The organism is Acinetobacter sp. A22 (assembly GCF_030913345.1).
GTDB lineage: Bacteria > Pseudomonadota > Gammaproteobacteria > Pseudomonadales > Moraxellaceae > Acinetobacter > Acinetobacter junii.
Window position 1 is genome coordinate 2609808 of the sequence record NZ_CP133162.1, and the last position, 21314, is coordinate 2631121.

The window sequence follows — 21314 nt, forward strand, 5'->3', positions numbered from 1 at the left end:
TTATCTATTCTTTATAAACTTTAGTGGATTACCTGCATGTATTTCCATAGAAGATATTTCTATACTTTTAACAATAGATTCAGCACCAATAATTGAACCCTTACGAATCGTAGTATTTAAAAAAATACTGCTCCCTCGTCCTATCCAAACATCTTCTTCTATCAGAATTTCACCTTTCTTCATTCCTTGTTTGTTTATTGGTTCATTCTTATCAAATAGATGTTGTGCGTCTCTAATAGAGACCCACTCTGCAATTAAAGTATTACTTTGTATCTCAACTTTATTAATTGCAGAAACAACAACGCCTTGTGTCATTTTCACACAATCACCAACTATTAGTTGGCCAAATGGCGGTATATCAAAATGACTAAATGCCCCAATATCACATTTTTTACCAAACTTAATACCTTTATGCGGTGGGTATTTGAAAATGACATTTTTCCCAACTTTAGGAATTCCTTTACAGATCCCGCCACATAAATTAATTAACAAAAATAATTTTAGACCACGATAGTAATCACCTAGTCTAAAAAAAAATTTGAATAGGCTATACATTTATAAAATGCCTTTTGTATCGACTACATAAGAAAAAGAGAAGTTCATATTTTTAAACTGTCTATGATCCACCAAAATCAAATGGATATCTGCTTGTTGATGCTCTTCAAGAGCAATCAATCTAATATTTGAAGGCAGCTTGGCAGGAAGTTCATGAATATTCGGTTCTATTGCAAGAATATTTAAACCTTGTTCAGCCAACTTTTTTGTGATTTCGAGTGCTGGGCTCTCACGCAGGTCATCGATATCTGGTTTAAAGGCCAAACCATAGCAAGCGATCGTGACATCTTGAATCGTCTTATTGGGATTTGCTTGTAAGAAATCCGCAATTTTAATTTTAACCTGATCAATGACCCATTCAGGTTTGGCATCATTCACTTCACGTGCAGTACGAATCAAACGTGCCTGCTCTGGTGTCTTTGCTACAATAAACCAAGGATCAACCGCAATACAGTGACCGCCGACCCCAGGTCCTGGCTGTAAAATATTGACGCGCGGGTGACGATTCGCCAGTGAAATCAACTCCCATACATTGATATCTAGCTTGTCACAAATAACTGAAAGCTCATTTGCAAAAGCAATATTGACGTCACGGAATGAGTTCTCTGTCAACTTACACATTTCTGCAGTACGAGCATTGGTTTCAATACATGCGCCTTTTACAAAGATTTTGTATAAATCACATGCTGCTTTTGAGCAACGTGGTGTCATTCCACCAATAATACGGTCATTACTGATCAATTCTTGTAAAACTTTACCTGGCAACACACGTTCTGGGCAGTGCGCGACTAAAATATCAGCATCTTCACCCTTTTGTTGCGGGAAGCTTAAATCTGGACGTGCTTCACTTAACCAAGCCGACATTTGTTCAGTCGCTTCCACAGGTGACGTCGACTCTAAAATAACCAAATTACCTGGCTTTAAAAAAGGTGCTAAAGCCTTAGCAGCAGATTCAATATATTTGAGATCTGGCTGATAATCATCTTTAAAAGGTGTCGGAACTGCAACAATATAAGCATCTGCTTCAGTCGGCGCCAATTGAGCAGACAATTTACCCTGAGCAACGACGTCACGAACTAAAGCATCTAAATCAGGCTCAACAATATGAACTTTACCTTGATTAATCATATCTACCGCATGTTGATTCACATCAACACCAGTAACTTTTACCCCATGTGCAGCAAATGTCGCAGCTGTGGGTAAACCAATATAACCTAGTCCTATAACGCAGATATGCTTGAATGAATTGCTCATACTCTATACTTTTAAATCAAAATAAATGGAAATTTCGGCTTAGTTTGTTTTAAGAAAATCAATAATTTGCTGACATGAATCACCATCCCCGTACGGATTATGGGCTTCTGCCATCTCAGCATATACATTTGGATTTTCAAGTAACTCTATGACTGAACGCTCAATAGTTTCTGTATCTGTACCCACTAAACGTACCGTTCCTGCATGAACCGCTTCAGGTCTTTCAGTGGTATCTCGCATGACCAGAACTGGCTTACCCAGTGATGGTGCTTCTTCTTGAATACCACCAGAGTCGGTCAGAATCAGATAACTACGATTCATCAAATACACAAAAGGCAAATAATCTTGCGGGGCGATCAGATGAATATTGGCAATACCCGCCAACAGTTCGTTAACAGGTTGTTGTACATTCGGATTTAAATGCACAGGATAAACAATTTGGATCTCAGGATATTTTTTAGCTAAATTTGCTAAAGATGTACAAATATTTAAAAAGCCTTGCCCAAAATTCTCACGACGATGTCCTGTAACTAAGATCAGTTTTTTATCTGCATCAAGAAATGAAAACTCTTGCTGAAATTGAGTTACTAATGCTTGATCTTGTTCAACCTTCTGTTTGACTTGCAGCAAAGCATCAATCACGGTGTTTCCTGTTACTACAATATTTGCAGGATTCACATTTTCTTTAATTAAATTTTCATACGATGATTGGGTCGGTGCAAAATGATAGTTCGCCAGTACACCTGTTAATTTTCGATTGGCTTCTTCTGGCCAAGGAGAATAAAGGTCGCCCGTACGTAATCCAGCTTCAACATGTCCTACTTTGATTTTGTGATAATAAGCAGCTAATGACGCTGCAAATGTAGTTGCTGTATCTCCATGCACCAAAATAAGGTCTGGTGTCCACTCATTGAAGACTTGCTCCAGCCCTTTTAGTACACCAGAAGTTACATCAGATAAGGTTTGCCCAGGTTTCATTAAGTTAAGATCAAAATCTGGTTTTAAATCGAACAATTCTAAAACTTGATCTAGCATTTGTCTATGCTGGCCAGTTACACACACTTTAGTTTCAAAATATTCGTTATACTGTTGTAACTTTAAAGCCAAAGGGGCCATTTTTATCGCTTCTGGTCGAGTACCAAATACTAATAAAACTTTTCTCACCCAATTCACCCTGTTTAAACATGACTTGTAAATTACGGATTAAACATATTTAACCCATATATTATTTCACTTTACTCATTCAATTTATGGTATGTAATTATCAATTAACCACTGTAATACAATGAGTTTAAATCGATCAGATTGAGATTATATGACAGCAAAAAATAGTCTTATTGATTATTTTTCAACCTAACCAATGTAGTACATTAAGATTATTAAGAAGCCTTAAAAACGCCACATTGACTAAAATTCACCCACATATCTCAAAATGCTCCAATACTGATTCTTTATATGCTTACACTTGTAATAACACAGCTACGCTTTATTACAAACAAACGGGCGTAATATAGCAGATTTTTACTCCCCCCCCTATAGGAATTGTATGATTATGTTTAACAATACATTTTCTCTAAGTTAAAATATAAATCGTTATACCTCTTAAGACATCTCCTTAAAATTTATTTAGATAAACTAAACATACAAACCTAAATGATTCTTCGATGTTTTTTTAATATTTTTAAGCTAGAATTAGCGTAAATCTAAAGATATGTTGTTGTGCAACAACAGTTATAATTATTCAAGGGTCAAGTGTGAAGCATTACCAACTTTTTTCCATTCTTGCGATTAGTATTAGTGCTACAGGCTGTGCTGTTACTTCTGGCTTACAAACATATGATATCCCTAGTGAAGGTGTTTACACGACTGATCTGGGGACTGATGTTAATGTTATTAAAATTACGCAGGAAAACTTACCAGCCATTCAGCCCGCTCAAATCGACTATCGAAATAATTACGCGGCTCTATTTAAACAACAGCAACAAGCCTATCGCCTGAGTTCTGGAGATGTGCTCTCAATTCAACTATGGGCCTATCCAGAAATTACCCCACCCGTAAACAACTTAACCAACGATCAATCAATTCAAGCGAATGGATACCCAATTGATTATAATGGTTATGTACAAATTCCATTAGTTGGCCGCTACAAAGCCGCAGGTAAAACATTAGCCCAACTCAATACAGACTTACGTAAGCAATTCGCACGTTATTTAAAAAACCCCGATGTCATCGTAAGGATATTGTCTTATCAAGGACAGCGCTATTCGGTCCAAGGTAGTGTCATCAAGGGCGGTCAATTCTTTTTGAATGATCAACCAATTAGTATTTATACTGCTTTAGGTATGGCTGGCGGTGTCACAGATAAAGGCGATAATACCTTTATCCAGCTCATTCGTAATGGAATCACTTATGATCTCAATACCATCGCATTAGAAAAGGCAGGCTACTCATTACATAAATTATTGGTCCAGCCTAACGATACGATTTATGTAAGCACTAAAGAAAATCAAAAAATTTATGTGATGGGTGAGTCTGGTAAAAATCAAGCTTTACCAATGCGAGATCAAGGAATGACCTTAAGTGATGCTTTGGGTGAAAGCTTAGGTCTCAATCCTCTTTCAGCCAGTGCCAGTCGGATTTATGTACTCCGTACCAATCCAAATGATCGTCATACTGAACTCTATCACTTAAATTTAATGAGCCTAGGTGATTTTGGTCTCGCCAATCAGTTTAGACTGCGTAGTAATGATATTGTCTATGTCGACGCAACAGGCTTAACTCGCTGGCAGCGTGTTATCAATCAAGTCATCCCTTTCTCTAGCGCACTCTATAACATTGATCGTTTAGGACAGTAATCTAAATGAAGATCCAAAATATTTTGGTAGTTTGCGTTGGTAATATCTGTAGAAGCCCTATGGCTGAATACTTATTAAAACAGCAGCATCCTAATTTGCATATAGAATCCGCTGGAATTTCTGGACTTGTGGGTCATCCTGCTGATGATAAAGCACAATTATGTATGCACCGACTTAATATCGACATGAGTAGTCATATTGCAAAAAAACTAAATGCTGAATTGGTCAAGAAAGCTGATTTAATCTTAGTAATGAGTAATAATCAGCAACGCCACCTTGAACAAACATGGCCATTTGCTAAAGGCAAAGTTTTTCGCCTGGGACATTGGCAAAATAAGAATGTGACCGATCCCTATCAACTTGATCAAGACTTTTTTGATAGTACATGCCAGCTGATACAGCAGTGTGTAGCTGATTGGAAAAAATATATTTAACTTTTAGATTTAAGATTATGAGCCAAAAAACCGATACTGAAGAAACGATTGACCTAAAAGAGCTTTTTTTTGCTTTGATTACACAATGGAAGCTTATTGCTCTGTGTATTATTTTGAGTTTGGTCTTTGCTTTATTATACCTACGTGCAACTCCAGATACATACTCAGTTGATGCGTTGGTTCAAGTAGAAGACAGTAAAGGAGCTTCTGCTGCTTTGCTTGGCGATCTTTCGCAGATGATTGAACAAAAATCACCAGCTCAATCGGAAATCGAAATTTTAAAGTCCCGTTTGGTTCTTGGTTCTGTTATACAAGCACTTCATCTAGATCTAAACGTTTCCAGTACAGAAGATACCTTCTCTCATCGTTTATTCAATAAAGTGGATTACACCACAGAATACACACCAAAAGCGGTCATTTTTAATGATGAAGAGAGATCATTTGATATCAGACAGTTTGATATTCCAAACTATTACTTGGATAAAAAACTTAGTTTGAGTTTTAAAAATAATAATTTTAGCCTTGCTGATCTTGAAACAGATGAGATTATTCTAACAGCCCCATTAAATCAATTAAATACTATTAATACTAAATACGGGTTATGGAAACTTGCAATTTTTACAAATGATGCATTTGACACTGATTATTTAGTACAAAAGAATTCTTTGCCTGCTACAGTCCAAGCTATTCTTTCAAACTATTCTGTAGCTGAAAGAGGTAAATTAACTGGTATTTTAGGCTTAAATTATCAAGGTCAAGATAAGGAGCATATTACTAAGATTCTAAATGCGATTTTGGCTGCTTATAGCGCACAAAATGTGGAACGTCGCTCTGCAGAAACGGCACAAACTTTGAAATTCTTGGATGAACAACTCCCTGATTTGAAAAAACAACTTGATGATGCTGAACGTCTCTTCAATAAATTTCGTCAGCAATACAATACCGTTGATGTAACTAAAGAATCAGAGCTTTATTTAACTCAAAGTATTACCTTAGAAACTAAGAAAATTGAGTTACAACAACAACAAGCTGATCTTGCAGCAAAGTACACAGCTGAACATCCTGCAATGCGTGAAATCAATGCTCAGATTGGTGCTATTGACAAACAAATTACTGAGTTAAACAGTACATTGAAACAATTACCTGATATTCAGCGCCAATATTTACAACTTTTCCGTGAAGTTGAAGTTAAAACACAACTCTACACAGCATTATTAAACTCATATCAGCAATTACGTATCGCGAAAGCGGGTGAAATTGGTAATGTTCGTATTGTTGATACTGCCGTTGAACCAGTAGAACCTATTAAACCGAAGAAAATACAAATTCTCATTCTTGCTATTTTCCTTGGCGGCTTTTTAGGGGCTTTAGTTGCTCTACTAAGAAATATGCTACGTACTGGAGTCAAAGATTCAGCACAAATTGAACGCGAGTTCGATCTACCAGTTTATGCAACAGTACCAAGATCTCCTGTACAAGAAACTCGTATGAGGATCTTGAAAAAGAAAAAATCAATTACTATCTTGGCTGTCAAGCATAGCGATGATATTGCAATTGAAAGTTTACGGAGCATTCGTACCGCTATTCATTTTGCGCTATCGAATGCAAAAAATAATATTATTATGGTTGCTGGTCCTGCCCCTGAGGTTGGTAAGTCTTTTATTTCAACAAACTTAGCAACGATTTTTGCTCAAGGTGATAAAAAAGTACTTCTAATCGATGCTGATATGCGTCGTGGTTATATGCACAAATACTTTGATGTTGAGGTCAAACCAGGTTTATCTGAGTTTCTTAGCAATCAAGTAGAATTGAATCAAGTTATTCACAATACACAAGTGAATGGTTTGAATGTGATTACACGTGGTAAAAGTCCAACCAATCCATCTGAAATCCTAAGTTCACAAAAACTCAAAACCTTGCTGGATGAATTAAGTACGCAGTATGACCATATTATTATTGATACACCGCCTGTATTGGCAGTGACAGACGGTATCATTATTTCTCAATATGCTGGCGTAAACTTGTTAATTGCACGTTACTCGAAATCACAAATGAAAGAGCTTGAACTCAGCTTAAATCGTTTCGAACAAGCTGGTGTGAAAGTCAATGGTTTCATCTTGAATGATATCCAACGCACAGCAGGTGCTGGTTATAGCTATAACTATGCATATGCCTATAAAGCCCAAAAAGAAGATTAAGTTCTCTTTTCAAGCTTTAATCAAAGCCAAATCATTTGATTTGGCTTTTTTTTAAACATAAATCTTATAAAAAAACCTACGCATTTTACAGCTAAGTTATTCATTGCTTAAGCTTAGACATGCTAAGATCATTGACATATTTTTATTTAGAATCTCACTTTTGGACATCTCATGAGTAAAGCTTTACCTCTCATTGCTGCAGTTGTGTTAGGCGGTGCGGCCCTAGTACCTGTTTATTATGCGACACAAAATCCAACCACTGAGTTTGGCGCGAAAGCTGATAAAAATGCAGCACCTGTTGCTAAGATCAGCTATGCTCTCGGTTATGAAGTTGCAAAACAAACTCCACCAGAGCTTGAAACGAATGCATTTATTACAGGTTTTCGTGATGCACATGCTCAAAAACCTGCAGCATACTCTGAGGAAGAATTACAAGCAGCATATGTAGAATTCCAAAAAGAGATGCAACAAAAGCAACAAGACGAAACCAAAAAAGTTGAGGCAAGCAACTCAAGTTTCTTAGCTGAAAATGCTAAAAAAGAAGGTGTTCAAACAACAGCATCTGGCTTGCAATACAAAATCACCAAAGAAGGAACTGGCAAACAACCTGTTGCAACTTCTGTCGTTAAAGTACATTACAAAGGTCAATTAACTGACGGTAAAGTATTTGATAGCTCATACGATCGTGGTGAACCAATCGAGTTTCCATTAAATCAAGTCATTCCTGGCTGGACTGAAGGTCTACAACTCATGAAAGAAGGCGGTAAGGCAACGCTTTATATCCCTGCCAACCTAGGCTACGGTGAACAAGGCGTGCCAGGCTCTATCCCACCAAATAGTACTTTGATTTTTGATGTCGAATTAATCGCTGTAAAATAATGATATAGGGAGAGCTTGTGCTCTCCTTTATTTTGGAAGAAAGAATGAAAAAACTTACACTTACTCTCATAACATTGATGATTGGAACGGTTCAAGCAGCTCCTATCACCCTAAAAAGTCCACAAAAAGATCAATTGGGTTATAGCTACGGTTATTTAATGGGGAAAGGAAATACAGAAACGCTCAAAGACTTGAATATCGAAACCTTTGTACTAGGGCTTGAAGATGCAATTAAGGGAAAACCAGCAACTCTCAGTGATGAGCAAATGGCGACAGTTCTCAACCAGTATAAAAAACGACTTGAAGCCAAACAATTAGTTGAATTCCAAGAGCAGGCAGAAAAAAATGCTCAGGAAGGAAAAAAATTTCTAGCAGAAAATGCTAAAAAGTCAGATATCATCACAACAAAATCAGGTTTACAGTATCAAATTCTTCAACAAGGTACTGGTAAATCGCCAAAGTTAACATCGACAGTAAAAGTTAATTACGAAGGTCGATTAATTGATGGAACTGTGTTTGATAGCTCGATTGCTCGTAACCACCCTGTTGAATTTAAACTGAATCAAGTCATTTCTGGCTGGACTGAAGGTGTCCAAACGATGAAAGAAGGTGGCAAAAGTCGTTTCTTTGTTCCATCTAACTTAGCATATGGTGACGTGGGTGCTGGAGATGCAATTGGACCGAACAGCACACTTATTTTTGATATTGAATTACTCGAAGTGAAATAGTAATAAACCCTCCTTGTTGGAGGGTTTATTTTTTAATGTTTCAAATGTCTTGGGCGAAAACCCGTGATTAGTAAACCAATAACATAAGCAGCGACACCCAATACACACAAGCCAACAACTTCTGCAATTCGCAACCACTGAGCGATATCACCTTGATACCATGTTAAAGCATATGCAAGAGCAGCAATCATGGTTATGTTGGCAACTAAAAATTGAAAACCTAGCTTTTTCCAATGCGCCCCAAAACGATAGATATTTCTTTTGTGTAAATAAAAATAAAGCATTCCAGCATTGACTAAAGCAGAGCCCGAAGAAGCGAGTGCTAAAGCCATATGCTCAGCATGCCAATCAATTAATTTAAAGAATCCAATAAATACAACGTTTAAAATCGCATTTGCAGCAACTGCCATGAGACCAACACGAACTGGTGTTTTGGTATCTTGTTGTGCATAAAAACCTGGTGCAAACACTTTAATCAACATAAATGAAATTACACCTGCACTCATGCATTGCAATGCAAGTGCCGTCATATGTGTATCTTCTAAAGTAAATTCGCCACGTTGGAATAAAGCTTGAATAATCGGCGTCGATAACATGAATAATGCAATACTTGCAGGAATACCGACCAACATAATGATCTTGGCAGCCCAATCAATCATGCTTTTAAATTTAGCTTGATCTTGCTCAGCGTGACGCGCAGACAGTGAAGGCAAAATAACTGTGCCGATCGCAACACCAATGAGACCTAATGGCAGTTCAGTCATTCGTTCAGCACTGTATAACCATGATACTGAACCATCTTGCATGAACGATGCCCAAATCGTATTTAACAGTAAATTAATTTGTGTCACTGAAACACCGAATAATGCTGGCAACATTAGTTTTAAGATACGATCAACACCCTCATGCTTAAAATCAACTTTAGGTGGAATAAGTAAATTCTTTTTCCAAAGCTCAGGGATTTGTATCGCTAACTGTAAAACACCTGCAACCACGACAGCCCAACCCAATGCCATAATGGGTTCTGCCATAAAAGGTGTTAACCACCATGCTCCTGCAATCATCGCAATGTTCAAAAGCACAGGTGAAAATGCTGGCGATGCAAATGAGCCATAGCTATTTAAGATACTGCTCGCAAAAGCCGTCAATGACATGAACATTAAATAAGGAATCGTGAGGCGGAACATATCCACCGCTAAATCAAATTTCTCTGGATCGTTATGAAATCCTGGTGCATACAAATAAATAATCGCTGGTGCGGCAACCATCGCCACAAAAGTTAGCAATGACATAGCCGTCAGCAAACAACCAAATACACGGCTAATCAGAATCTGCACTTCTGCATGTGTTTTACTAGTTTTATATTCGGTTAAAACAGGAATGAAAGCTTGAGAAAAAGCCCCTTCCGCAAATAAGCGTCGAAAAAAGTTTGGAATACGAAAGGCAACAACGAAAGTATCGAAATCTTTACCCGCACCAAATACATTTAATAGCACGATATCACGCACTAATCCCAAAACTCGAGATAACATCGTCATTGCACTGACAATAATAGTCGATCGCCACAATGCCATCGCATTCACCTACGGCTTATCTTTAAAAAGCGTTATTGTAATGAAACTCAAAATAGATTTCGTTGTGAAATCATAAATTGGCGGATATTTTTTAAGTTAATTTGGCTTGTGATAGTGCTTTTCGGAATCTTTGCCAATCAAAATAAGGACCTGGATCTGTTTTCCGCATTGGTGCAATATCAGAATGCCCCGCGATATGATTCTGAATTTTTGGATAGCTTTTAGCTAGCATCAGTACAACATCAACCAATGCTTGATACTGTGCGTCCTCGAAAGGAAGATCATCGCTGCCTTCCAACTCAATGCCGATCGAATAATCATTACATTCTTTGTGTGCTAGATAACTCGAACGTCCTGCATGCCACGAACGATCATTAAAATTTACAAATTGAATCACTTCTCCAGTGCGCAAAATCAATAGATGTGCGGATACCTGCATGCCTTCAATGGTCTGAAAATAAGGATGAGTATTCCAATCTAACTTATTTTGAAAGAATTGCTGGATATAACCACCACCAAATTGAGAAGGTGGCAAACTGATGTTATGAATAACAATCAGTTGAATGTCAGCATCCATTGGACGTGCATTAAAATTTGGTGATGGAAGTTGCGTCGCACCTTCTAATACACCATTTCGAATTTGCGCAAATCTAGAACGTTGCATGGTTTATCAAATCGGCAATTTAATCTTTATCTTTGCCATTTTGACATGCTTTATGCGCAATAATCGAGATGAAATGCTTATTTTTTATGTTGAGGGTGCTAATATAACGCACTAGTTTTTTGGTCAACCTATACTGGAAATAGTATGAGCATTCCTCAATCTTTGCTTGAACAATCGATTCAAATTAACATTCAACAAGCATTACAGGAAGATATTGGGGACGGTGATATTACCGCAATGCTCACACCAGAAGATGAGCAAGCTACAGCAACGATTATCACTCGTGAAGACATGGTATTGGCTGGTCAACCTTGGGTTAACGCCTTAATCAAAGCTTATGATAAAGATGTTCAAATCACGTGGTTAAAGCAAGAAGGTGAACTTGTTCAAGCCAATGAAGCTTTTCTAAAATTGGCAGGTTCAGCCCGTAGCTTACTGACTGTTGAGCGTCCTGCTTTGAATTTTGTGCAAACGCTTTCTGCTGTGGCGACCAAAACGGCAAATTACGTAAAACAATTGGATGGTTTAAACACTAAACTTTTGGATACACGTAAAACCTTACCAGGCTTACGCATTGCTCAAAAATATGCAGTGGCAATCGGTGGTGGTCAAAATCATCGTCTAGGTTTATTCGACGCTTTCTTAATTAAAGAAAATCACATTATGGCAGCAGGTGGTATTGCCCAAGCCATTACCAAAGCACATGAAATCGCACCAGGTAAACCAGTAGAAGTAGAAGTAGAGACTTGGGACGAACTGAATCAAGCACTCGAAGCTGGAGCTGATATCGTGATGTTAGATAATTTCAGCCAGCAACAAATGATTGATGCAGTGAAGCATGTTGCTGGACGTTGTAAGTTAGAAGCCTCAGGCAATATTACTATTGAGAACTTACGCGAAGTTGCAACAACTGGCGTAGATTATATTTCAATGGGTGTACTGACTAAGGATGTGAGAGCTGTAGATTTATCTATGCGTTTTAATGCTTAAGCATCATCAACATCTTTTGTTTCCTTCTGAGTCGAAGTGTCACTAGATACTTCGACTTTTTCATTCCAAGCTGACTTGGCTTGTGTCGAATCAGTAGAGCGTGGATCAACAGTCATCAAAACAAAAGTCACTGCTGTTAAAAAAACGAGAAATACCTGAACCATTATTCCCCCTCCTTATTATTTTCAATTTACGCAAGCGTACCAAACTAAGATGAGCTGAATAAGCGGGTATTGTTACCGTTTGAAAATTTATAATGCGTCTATGTAGAGATAGATATTCATTGATCATGCTTATTTTTATGTCGCTTAGAGATACATTGACCCATAAACTATTTTAAATCATAAAAAATGGAATCTATTTTCGAAACCTTCTTTACTTTGCTTTTTCAAATCATCCGCTTTTTTCTGCATATCATTTTTGAGGTGGTTATCGAGGGCTTAATTCGTGGCACTGGGTATTGTGTTGTATCTGTTTATCGATTGAGACGTCACGTTGATATTGAGAGCACTGAGGTTTTTATTGTTGGCTTTATTACATGGGGCATGGTTATCTTTTTGGCTATTTATTTTTTCCTTCTGATCTAATCTTAAATAAAAAAAAGGCGGTCTAAAAAAAACAGACCGCCCGCACTATCAACTGGAACTTACCAACCGAGTGCTTGCTGTTGCTTTTGAATCAACTCTGAGATTCCTTTTTCTGCAAGCTCTAACATGGCATTACACTGCTGGCGTGTGAACGGTTTGTCTTCTGCCGTCCCTTGAATTTCAATAAATTCACCTGCTTGTGTCATCACCACGTTTAAATCCGTTTGGCAATTTGAATCTTCTTCGTAGCATAAATCTAGTAGGACTTCGTCTTGATACATTCCGACTGATATCGCTGCCACTAAACCTTTTAATGGGTCATGTTTAATTTTCTTGTTGCTCAGCAATACATTCATTGCATCTACCAATGCAACCGCTGCACCTGTGATTGCCGCAGTACGTGTACCGCCATCCGCTTGGATCACATCACAGTCAATCGTAATCGTGTTTTCACCCAACTTCTTCAAGTCCACCATCGCACGAAGACTACGACCGATTAATCGTTGAATCTCTTGAGTACGACCCGTTTGCTTACCACGTGCTGCCTCACGATCACTACGCGTGTGCGTTGAGCGTGGCAACATGCCATATTCCGCAGTTACCCAACCTTGTCCCTGACCTTTCAAGAAACGAGGTACTGAATTATCAATGCTTGCTGTACACAACACTTTGGTATGGCCAAATTCAACCAAAACTGAACCTTCAGCGTAACGGGTATAATTACGCGTAATCTTTACGTCACGTAACTGGTCTAATGCTCTTTGGTCAATACGCATAATAATTCCTTAAAACGATAGCACAACTATAATAGCACCATAGTATATCTCAATTACACGTACTTTCCCTTTTGCTTGTTGGTAAAGAGCATCGCTTAATGACTCAAACAATGCTCTATCTTAATTAAGCAGCTTTACCAAACATACTTTTCACTGCGTCAACAAAGCTATGTTTGATCGCCACCAAACGGTCTACCACATTGTCAGGCAAAGAGTGAATCGCCAGACGTTTATATACACTCACAATTTGAGATCCAAACGGCGCTGTATTGTACTGTTGACCAAACTCTGCACAGACTGCACGTACTTTAGGAGCCATCTCTTGATAGCGGTTGGCAGGTACATCTGGGAACAAGTGATGTTCGATTTGATGACTCAAGTTACCACTTAAGAAATGCATGATTTTACCGCCAGTAAAGTTTGCTGAACCACGAATCTGACGCAAGTACCACTCTGCTTTGGTTTCATTATCAATATTGTCAGTGATAATTTCAGAGTCTTCTGTAAAGTGACCACAATAAATCACGGTCGATGCCCAGTAGTTACGGATCAGATTGGCAACAAAGTTACCCGCTAATACTGGCAAGAACATTGGGCCAGCAATCAATGGGAACAGCACATAATCTTTACCAAACTGACGTACCATCTTTTTGCGTAGATTTTTGGATTCTACATACACTTCTTTCCAAGTTTTGGTGCCATCAAATAATACTTTTTCCATCTCTAGACGTTGTAAAGCCAATAGCCATTCAAAACCTGTAGATAATACAAAACCCGTTGGTACGTTAAACAAAAAGCGAGGTTCCCACTTTTGCTCACGACTCATACGCATCACGCCATAACCACTAATGTCATGATCCATGCCATACACATTGGTATAAGTATGGTGCTTATAGTTATGCGTATATTTCCAATCTTCACCCGTACACACCGTATCCCAGTCGTAGGTTGCACCATTAAGCGTTGGATCATTTAACCAGTCGAACTGACCATGCATCACATTATGACCAAGTTCCATGTTTTCAACGATTTTAGATACGCCTAGCATAACTGTACCCAATAACCATACGGGTGGAATCCAACCACCAAACATCAACATGCCTCGTGACGCAATTTCGGTATAGCGTACAAAGTTACGTACTTTATAAATATAATCAGAATCTTCTTTGCCAATTTTAGCCATGGTTTCAGTACGGATGGCTTCAATCTTACGGCCAAACTCTTGTACTTCTTCTGGTGTTAATGCACGGCTTGTGTTACCGCCAAATTTGATTGGAGGAATCGTTTTAGTCGGATTTACTGTCATCATGTTCATAATATTATTCTCTATCTGGTCAATATGAATTAAAGGTCAATCTCAACGGGACTCACCGCTTCACTCACACACAACTTAATTTGCACATTGTTTTGGTTATCGATTTCACCTGTAAGTAGATTTTTCACTGCACCACTAACCTTGGTACAAACACAGGTATTACAAATCCCCATACGACAACCAAAAGATGGTTTCAAACCCGCAGCTTCAGCACTGGCCAATAGGTTGCCACGACCTTCAAACTCTTGCATACTGCGGCGGAAATTGACTGGTTGGATTTGAGCATCCACATCCATCGTCACTGGCAAGAAGCTTTCTTGCGTTAAACGGTCTAACCAACCACGGTTCGTCCAGATTTGACGTGTCGCTTTCATCAACCCTGGAGCAGCACACACATAGGTTTGACGTTGAGCAGCATCAGCACACAAACGATCCAAAGTTTCTTCATCAAAATAAGCAGGCTGTTCAGCACTATCGACAATAATGTGTAGCTTAAAATGCGCATATTCTGCTGCCAGTGTTTCCAATTCAGTACGGAACGCTGGATCACGTGAGTAATAAATCAACGTTACAGGTTGATTTGAACGTGCTAAAGCCTGTTTCGCAATCGGAATAATCGGCGTAATACCACTACCTGCAGATACCAAAAGAATTGGTTGTTTACCTTCTTCTGTATCAAAGTCTTTTAGCGTAAATTCGCCCATCGCCTGAGTAATTTCAATCACATCACCAGCACGTGCGCTGTTGGCTAAATAGTTAGATACACGACCTTGTTTTTTTATACCCAATACCAATTTGTCGTGACTTGGTGAACTTACCAAGCTATACGCTCGTTGATGCAGCACACCATCAATACGAACCGTCACCATCACAAATTGACCAGGCTGATAGGTTGTAAATTTATTGTTACTGCTTAAAGTGACCTTGATCATTTCATCTGCAATCGGCTCAATCGCTTCGATCTTTGCCATAATGCGGCGCAAAGCCCACATCGGGTTAACTTTTGCAAGGATAAAATCAACAAAATCTTCACGAATCCAATGCGGTTGATAATTTAACTTAGCGTTCATACGTTCCTCGTTTTGTATCTGGCTATTTATATTGAGTGAACAAATGTTCATGTAGTGAACATGTGTACACTATATTAATTTGTGTTCACTGAGTCAACACTTGTTCACTAATTTTTGGTTATTTTTAATACTTTTTTATAAATCGCTAAAATGACGAGAAAAAAATAATGGATTAATCAACAAATCTAGCCCTAACAAAACATGTTCCTATTATCGCTTGGCAACTTCACCTCTTAACAGGCATTAAATGGTTATGAGAACAAAGAAAGTATTGGTATAAATTCTATTTGCAGCCTAGTTGCTCATTTTCTTGCTAGGCTTTAGACACTTCTCAGGACAAAGTTGCTTTGTTTAATCCTCGCTCAGGGCTAAAAAAATCATGTTTTTTTTGCTAGACTCTGCTGTATGAATTCAATGGATCTTTTTCATGTCGATTAGAGATGAACGAAAACAACAGAGCCGACAAGCTCTGCTTGATGCAGCACTCCATCTCAGTACTTCTGGACGCTCATTTAGTAGTATCAGTTTGCGTGAAGTGGCTCGCGAAGTTGGTTTAGTACCAACGGCGTTTTATCGTCATTTCCAAGACATGGAAGCGTTAGGGCAAGAACTCGTTGATCAAGTTTCTTTGCATCTCAAAAGCCTGATTCATCAACTGGGGCAAAGTTATTTACAACACAGCGGGTCTGCGAAAACACGAACTAGCATTGAGTTGTTTGTCCAAGCAGTAAATCATAGCCCTCAACAGTGGCAATTTATGATCGCTGAACGTTGGGGTGGTTCTGAAACAGTACGAATCGCGATTGCCCGTGAAATCGAATTTTTGATTGAAGATCTTGCCATTGACCTGTGCAAACTCGAAACCTTTAAACATATTAAGGAAGCCAAAGACCTCCAAGTCTTATCAACGATTTTGATTAATATGTCATTTACATGGGCGATGACATGGATCAACTTACCGAAACAGTTCACGATTGATCATTTGTTAGAGCAGCAAAATTTATTTATCGATAATGCAGCGACTCAAGTGCGCTTACTATTTCGTGGGATCTCAAACTGGGAACCTCAAAACGCTTGATTATATCAATATGAAAGGTTGATATATAAAAGCATTGCTAAGCGTTATGATGCATTAGACAATAGCGCGATGCCGTTTAGAACACTATGAGGAGCTTAAAAGCATCATGAATCCTGATCGTCATACTCAGTTCTTAATACGTAAAGAAAAAATTTTGCAGGTTGCGGAAAAGCTATTATTAGAAAACAACCAAGAAATGACCCTCGATGAACTGGTTGCCGAACTGGATATCGCAAAAGGCACCTTATATAAGCATTTCCGTAGCAAAAATGAATTGTTACTTGAACTGATCATTCAAAATGAAAAAGAAATTCTCAAGATTTCGGATCAATACAATACAGATTTCAAAGAATATGCCCCTCGTTATATGCTGCATCATTTAACGGCGCCGAGTCGTACGATTCTTTTACATCAGTTAGAAGAACATCTGACCATGACAGAGTCGAAACTCAAACATTTGTTTGATGAACTATACGCTGTTCGCCAACAACGTATTGTTTCACTCAAAGACATGACTGAAAAATATTTAAAATCACAGAACTACGATATGTCGATTCGAGACTATTTATCTTATATTTGGTCTCTGACTTATGGCGCAGCACTATTATTGAACTCAAGCTATTACCAACGTTCAATTGGCTCTCGCCAAAAACTGATTAATCTCTATGTCAGCCAAGCACTATCTTTACCTACTCAAACAGTACAGATCGATCTAAAAGAATTTCAGCTCGATGAAAACGCTTAAATAAAAAAAGGACTGTGATGACAGTCCTTTTTTTATTTAAGCATGCCAATTATTTAGCTTTACGCTCTTTCTCAAGTAGGAAGTCAACGACTTGAGTCACTTTAGCATCTCCACCTTGCACCACATATTTGCCATTTACTACAACTGCTGGAACACCCGTCAACTGATATTGTTGAGCTAATTTGTTAGATTCAGCAATTTTTGCAGTAATTGGGAATGAATTGAACATACTGTTAAATTTCTGTTCTGGCACACCATAACGTGCAAAGAATTTTGCTTGAGAAGCTTGGTCAAAGATTTGTTGACCACCTTCATGAATCGCATGGAACAATGGAATATGGGTTTTCTTGCGTACGCCAAGCGCTTCAGAAACGTAGTAACCACGTGCGCCCTGCTCCCATACTTTATTCATCGCAGCAGGTGTACGTAAGAAATAAACATCACTTGGAATCTTCTTTAACCACGTTTGCATATGTGGCTCAAGTGTGAAGCAATGTGGACATCCGTACCAAAAGAATTCACGTACTTCGAGTTTGCCTGCTGGTGCAGCGGTCTTCACTGGATTCGCAACCACAGTATAATCTTTACCAGCAACAAAATTAGCCGCCATAGCATTCATTGAAAACGCCATTGCAACCGCACTTAAACCACCTAATACTAACTTTTTCATTGAGTTTGCTTTTCCTCTAAGCATTTTTCGTAAGTTTATATGCTAAATATAAATCAAACACGATCAATTTGTTTTGCTTCTGTGAAGTTTTTTATAGGATTTATCGCTTTTTTTTCAAGAATCGCTACACTAGACCTAGATCATTATGCCAATAAATAGAGGTGACACCATGTCGCAATTGAATGTTGACCCACAAGAAATCGCAAAATTTGAAGCACTGGCTGCCAAATGGTGGGATCAACATTCTGAATTCCGCCCTCTCCATCAAATTAACCCATTACGTTTAAACTGGATTGATGAGCGTGTAGGTGGATTGGCAGGCAAGAAAGTTTTGGATGTCGGTTGCGGTGGTGGCATCCTCGCAGAAAGCATGGCACGTCGTGGTGCAGATGTTCTCGGTATTGATATGGGCGAAGCCCCACTCGCTGTCGGTCGTCTACACGCACAACAAGAAAATGTACAAAACATTGAATATCGCCAAATCCCTGTTGAGCAGCTTGCGCTAGAGCAAGCAGGTCAATACGATGTTGTCACATGCATGGAAATGATGGAGCACGTGCCTGATCCAGCTTCGATTGTAAAAGCATGTCAAAGTTTGGTGAAACCAGGCGGTCATGTATTCTTTTCAACGATCAACCGTAATCCTAAATCGTATTTGTTTGTGATCATTGGCGCTGAGTACGTGTTACGTTTACTGCCAAAAGGCACACATGATTATCATAAATTCATCCGCCCTTCAGAAATGGCACACGATATTCGTAACGCTGGTCTTAGCTTAAAAGAAATGATTGGTCTTCACTATAATCCAATCACCAAACACTATTGGTTAGCGCCAAATGTCGATGTGAATTATATGGTTCATACTACCAATACAGGTGCCTAATGAAAGCGGTATTATTCGATCTTGATGGAACGCTCATAGATACTGCGGCTGACTTTATTCGCATCATTCAACAGATGTGTCGTGATGAGCAACGTCCAGTTGTTGATGCGGAGTTAATTCGAACTCAAGTGTCAGAAGGCGCACGAGCCATGGTGAAATTGGTCTATCCAGAATTAGACGTGACTGATCCAGTGTTTCTCGCTCATCGCCAACGCTTTTTAGATGTATATGGTGAAAATATCGTTGTAGATACAGACCTTTTTAATGGTATGTATCCTTTACTCGAAGAGCTAGAAGCAAAACAAATTCCATGGGGTATCGTAACCAACAAACCACGTGGTCTGAGTGAGTCACTGCTTAAAGAGTTAAATCTCAGCTCACGTTGTTCCGTCTTGGTTTGCCCCGAAGATGTTCGAAATACTAAACCAGATCCTGAACCGATGTATTTGGCTGCAAAACAACTTCAAATTGCTGCCGAAGAAATCATCTATGTTGGTGATCATCCTCGTGATATCGATGCAGGTCGTAATGCGAGTATGTATACGATTTTGGCAGCGTATGGTTATTTACCAATTGAATCTCGTGATGACCTTGATGCGTGGAATGCAGATGCGATTATCCAAACAGTTCCGGAATTACATGAATTGCTCAAACAGAAAATCACTGTTTTGTCAGAAAATCAGCGTATGATGGGTTAAACATTAAAGATAATTATAGGAGGCATAACAATGAAATATTCAGAATATCAACCTCGTCCTGATCTATTAAAAGACCGCATTATTCTGATTACAGGTGCGGGTGATGGAATTGGGCGTGCGGCTGCTATTAGTTATGCCTTGCATGGCGCTACCGTCGTATTACATGGTCGCACACTGAATAAGCTTGAAGTTATTTATGATGAAATTGAGGGCTTAGGTGCACCTCAACCTGCAATTTTACCTTTACAGCTGTCTACCGCATCAAGCCATGACTATGAGCTATTGGTCGACACACTCGAGCAACAGTTTGGGCGTTTAGACGGTATTTTACATAATGCAGGCATGTTAGGTGATCGCGTCGAATTAGCACATTATCCTGTAGATGTTTGGGATGATGTTATGGCCGTTAATCTAAGAGCGCCTTTTGCATTAACTCAAGCATTATTACCTTTACTCGAAAAGTCTGATCGCGCTTCAGTTGTATTTACCAGTTCAAGTGTAGGTCGAGAAGCTCGTGCATTGTGGGGAGCTTACTCCGTTTCAAAAGTTGCGATTGAAGCGATGAGTAAAATTTTTGCAGCTGAAAACACTTATCCGAATATTCGATTCAACTGCATCAATCCTGGTGGGACGCGAACAGCCATGCGAGCAAAAGCCTATCCTGAAGAGGATCCAAAGGTTTTACCAACACCAGATAGCATCATGCCTGCCTATTTATATTTGATGGGTGATGACAGTTTAGAAATGAACGGTCAAAGCATAGATGCTCAAAGCTAGAATGATAAAAATTCTAATGGATGAGTGAGAGAGGCTGCTGAAGGAATCTTCATAGTTTTAAACGAATCATGAATTGATCTTCACAGTTTCTCTGCATTTTTAAGTTACAGTTTTCACATGAGAGACATCCGAAGTCACTAAGGTGCATCATGAAAAAAATTTTCATTATCTTTGTTTTAGGTTCAACCGCTGTATTAAGTAGTATGAACAGCATCGCAGGTCCCCACTTTGATCGCGGAGAAGACGCACGAGGTGGTTGGCAAGGTCGTGGTTTAGATAACTCGGATAATGAAAATCGTATGCGTGAACGTCGTATGCGCGAAGAACGTGGTGTTGAACGTTTGAAACAACATCGTTGGCAAGCAGGTTATGTAATGCCTCAACATTATCGAGGTAATGGTTATAAAGTTGATTATAAACAAAATAATCTTCCGAAACCGGGTCGAAATGAACAATGGTATAAAATCAATAATGACTACATTCTAGTCAATTCCGATGATAATAGTATTATTCGTATTGTCGGTTTCTAAACCTTAAAAAACCTCAGTTGAGCAATTTAAATTCGCCACAACAGCACTAAGAGA

Annotated in this window: 22 protein-coding genes; 12 read left to right on the top strand and 10 right to left on the bottom strand. The window is 38.7% G+C overall.

Annotation, left to right across the window (positions count from 1 at the left end):
* From Q9Q86_RS12725 to wecB, 3 genes are read right to left on the bottom strand one after another with little or no spacing between them, the layout of a single operon-like run.
* The gene (locus tag Q9Q86_RS12725) at positions 1 to 555 is read right to left on the bottom strand and encodes an acyltransferase (RefSeq protein ID WP_112987038.1); all 555 of its coding nucleotides are present in this window, start codon (positions 553 to 555) and stop codon (positions 1 to 3) included.
* Positions 556 to 1809 (bottom strand): UDP-N-acetyl-D-mannosamine dehydrogenase, encoded by a 1254-nt coding sequence (gene wecC / locus Q9Q86_RS12730; RefSeq protein WP_112987037.1) that lies wholly within the window; start codon positions 1807 to 1809, stop codon positions 556 to 558.
* 39 nt (positions 1810 to 1848) lie between these two features.
* Complete coding sequence (gene wecB, locus Q9Q86_RS12735) at positions 1849 to 2973, bottom strand: non-hydrolyzing UDP-N-acetylglucosamine 2-epimerase (protein ID WP_112987036.1); 1125 nt, start codon at positions 2971 to 2973, stop codon at positions 1849 to 1851.
* 590 nt (positions 2974 to 3563) lie between these two features.
* Here wecB and Q9Q86_RS12740 point away from each other — a divergent pair.
* The 5 genes from Q9Q86_RS12740 (at position 3564) to Q9Q86_RS12760 (ending at position 8903) form a co-directional block, all read left to right on the top strand.
* Positions 3564 to 4664 (top strand): polysaccharide biosynthesis/export family protein, encoded by a 1101-nt coding sequence (locus Q9Q86_RS12740; protein ID WP_112987035.1) that lies wholly within the window; start codon positions 3564 to 3566, stop codon positions 4662 to 4664.
* Between the two features lie 5 nt (positions 4665 to 4669).
* Positions 4670 to 5098, top strand: a complete 429-nt coding sequence (locus Q9Q86_RS12745) for a low molecular weight protein-tyrosine-phosphatase (protein ID WP_112987034.1) — start codon at positions 4670 to 4672, stop codon at positions 5096 to 5098.
* A gap of 17 nt (positions 5099 to 5115) precedes the next feature.
* Positions 5116 to 7296, top strand: a complete 2181-nt coding sequence (locus Q9Q86_RS12750) for a polysaccharide biosynthesis tyrosine autokinase (protein WP_112987033.1) — start codon at positions 5116 to 5118, stop codon at positions 7294 to 7296.
* 171 nt (positions 7297 to 7467) lie between these two features.
* Positions 7468 to 8175 (top strand): FKBP-type peptidyl-prolyl cis-trans isomerase, encoded by a 708-nt coding sequence (locus Q9Q86_RS12755; protein ID WP_112987032.1) that lies wholly within the window; start codon positions 7468 to 7470, stop codon positions 8173 to 8175.
* 44 nt (positions 8176 to 8219) lie between these two features.
* On the top strand, positions 8220 to 8903 hold the full coding sequence (locus Q9Q86_RS12760) for an FKBP-type peptidyl-prolyl cis-trans isomerase (protein ID WP_112987031.1): 684 nt from the start codon (positions 8220 to 8222) through the stop codon (positions 8901 to 8903).
* A gap of 32 nt (positions 8904 to 8935) precedes the next feature.
* Here Q9Q86_RS12760 and murJ read toward each other — a convergent pair whose 3' ends face one another.
* Positions 8936 to 10486: a murein biosynthesis integral membrane protein MurJ gene (gene murJ, locus Q9Q86_RS12765; RefSeq protein WP_171293815.1), complete on the bottom strand. Its 1551-nt coding sequence runs from the start codon at positions 10484 to 10486 to the stop codon at positions 8936 to 8938.
* Positions 10487 to 10568: 82 nt separating this feature from the next.
* Entirely contained in the window at positions 10569 to 11141 is a 573-nt protein-coding gene (ampD, locus tag Q9Q86_RS12770) for a 1,6-anhydro-N-acetylmuramyl-L-alanine amidase AmpD (protein WP_039048111.1), read from the bottom strand.
* A 144-nt stretch (positions 11142 to 11285) separates the two neighbouring features.
* On the opposite strand from ampD, the gene nadC reads away from it, so the two are divergent.
* Positions 11286 to 12131: a carboxylating nicotinate-nucleotide diphosphorylase gene (gene nadC / locus Q9Q86_RS12775; protein ID WP_004956879.1), complete on the top strand. Its 846-nt coding sequence runs from the start codon at positions 11286 to 11288 to the stop codon at positions 12129 to 12131.
* On the opposite strand, the gene Q9Q86_RS12780 is transcribed toward nadC, so the two are convergent.
* From Q9Q86_RS12780 to Q9Q86_RS12795, 4 genes are all read right to left on the bottom strand, one after another.
* The gene (locus Q9Q86_RS12780; protein WP_171293817.1) at positions 12128 to 12295 is read right to left on the bottom strand and encodes a hypothetical protein; all 168 of its coding nucleotides are present in this window, start codon (positions 12293 to 12295) and stop codon (positions 12128 to 12130) included. The two genes, nadC and Q9Q86_RS12780, sit on opposite strands and share 4 nt — an antisense overlap.
* 482 nt (positions 12296 to 12777) lie before the next feature.
* Positions 12778 to 13494: a ribonuclease PH gene (gene rph / locus Q9Q86_RS12785; RefSeq protein WP_004907303.1), complete on the bottom strand. Its 717-nt coding sequence runs from the start codon at positions 13492 to 13494 to the stop codon at positions 12778 to 12780.
* 124 nt (positions 13495 to 13618) lie between these two features.
* Entirely contained in the window at positions 13619 to 14809 is a 1191-nt protein-coding gene (locus Q9Q86_RS12790; RefSeq protein ID WP_004966919.1) for an acyl-CoA desaturase, read from the bottom strand.
* A gap of 29 nt (positions 14810 to 14838) precedes the next feature.
* A complete protein-coding gene (locus tag Q9Q86_RS12795; protein ID WP_112987028.1) occupies positions 14839 to 15879 on the bottom strand; it encodes a ferredoxin reductase in 1041 nt (346 codons plus the stop codon).
* A gap of 427 nt (positions 15880 to 16306) precedes the next feature.
* On the opposite strand from Q9Q86_RS12795, the gene Q9Q86_RS12800 reads away from it, so the two are divergent.
* Both Q9Q86_RS12800 and Q9Q86_RS12805 read left to right on the top strand, forming a co-directional pair.
* On the top strand, positions 16307 to 16957 hold the full coding sequence (locus tag Q9Q86_RS12800) for a TetR family transcriptional regulator (protein WP_004956897.1): 651 nt from the start codon (positions 16307 to 16309) through the stop codon (positions 16955 to 16957).
* A gap of 106 nt (positions 16958 to 17063) precedes the next feature.
* Positions 17064 to 17702, top strand: a complete 639-nt coding sequence (locus Q9Q86_RS12805; protein WP_004907310.1) for a TetR/AcrR family transcriptional regulator — start codon at positions 17064 to 17066, stop codon at positions 17700 to 17702.
* 49 nt (positions 17703 to 17751) lie between these two features.
* On the opposite strand, the gene Q9Q86_RS12810 is transcribed toward Q9Q86_RS12805, so the two are convergent.
* Positions 17752 to 18372, bottom strand: coding sequence for a thiol:disulfide interchange protein DsbA/DsbL (locus Q9Q86_RS12810; protein ID WP_112986940.1), 621 nt, complete (start codon positions 18370 to 18372; stop codon positions 17752 to 17754).
* A 169-nt stretch (positions 18373 to 18541) separates the two neighbouring features.
* Here Q9Q86_RS12810 and ubiG point away from each other — a divergent pair, with 169 nt between their 5' ends.
* From ubiG to Q9Q86_RS12830, 4 genes are all read left to right on the top strand, one after another.
* Positions 18542 to 19255 (top strand): bifunctional 2-polyprenyl-6-hydroxyphenol methylase/3-demethylubiquinol 3-O-methyltransferase UbiG, encoded by a 714-nt coding sequence (gene ubiG, locus Q9Q86_RS12815; protein WP_112986941.1) that lies wholly within the window; start codon positions 18542 to 18544, stop codon positions 19253 to 19255.
* Positions 19255 to 19953, top strand: a complete 699-nt coding sequence (locus Q9Q86_RS12820; protein ID WP_075695949.1) for an HAD family hydrolase — start codon at positions 19255 to 19257, stop codon at positions 19951 to 19953. The genes ubiG and Q9Q86_RS12820 overlap by 1 nt, the downstream gene beginning before the upstream one ends.
* 30 nt (positions 19954 to 19983) lie before the next feature.
* The gene (locus Q9Q86_RS12825; RefSeq protein ID WP_004907319.1) at positions 19984 to 20730 is read left to right on the top strand and encodes a YciK family oxidoreductase; all 747 of its coding nucleotides are present in this window, start codon (positions 19984 to 19986) and stop codon (positions 20728 to 20730) included.
* A 149-nt stretch (positions 20731 to 20879) separates the two neighbouring features.
* The gene (locus Q9Q86_RS12830; protein ID WP_005403823.1) at positions 20880 to 21260 is read left to right on the top strand and encodes an RcnB family protein; all 381 of its coding nucleotides are present in this window, start codon (positions 20880 to 20882) and stop codon (positions 21258 to 21260) included.
* The last annotated feature ends 54 nt before the right edge of the window (positions 21261 to 21314 follow it).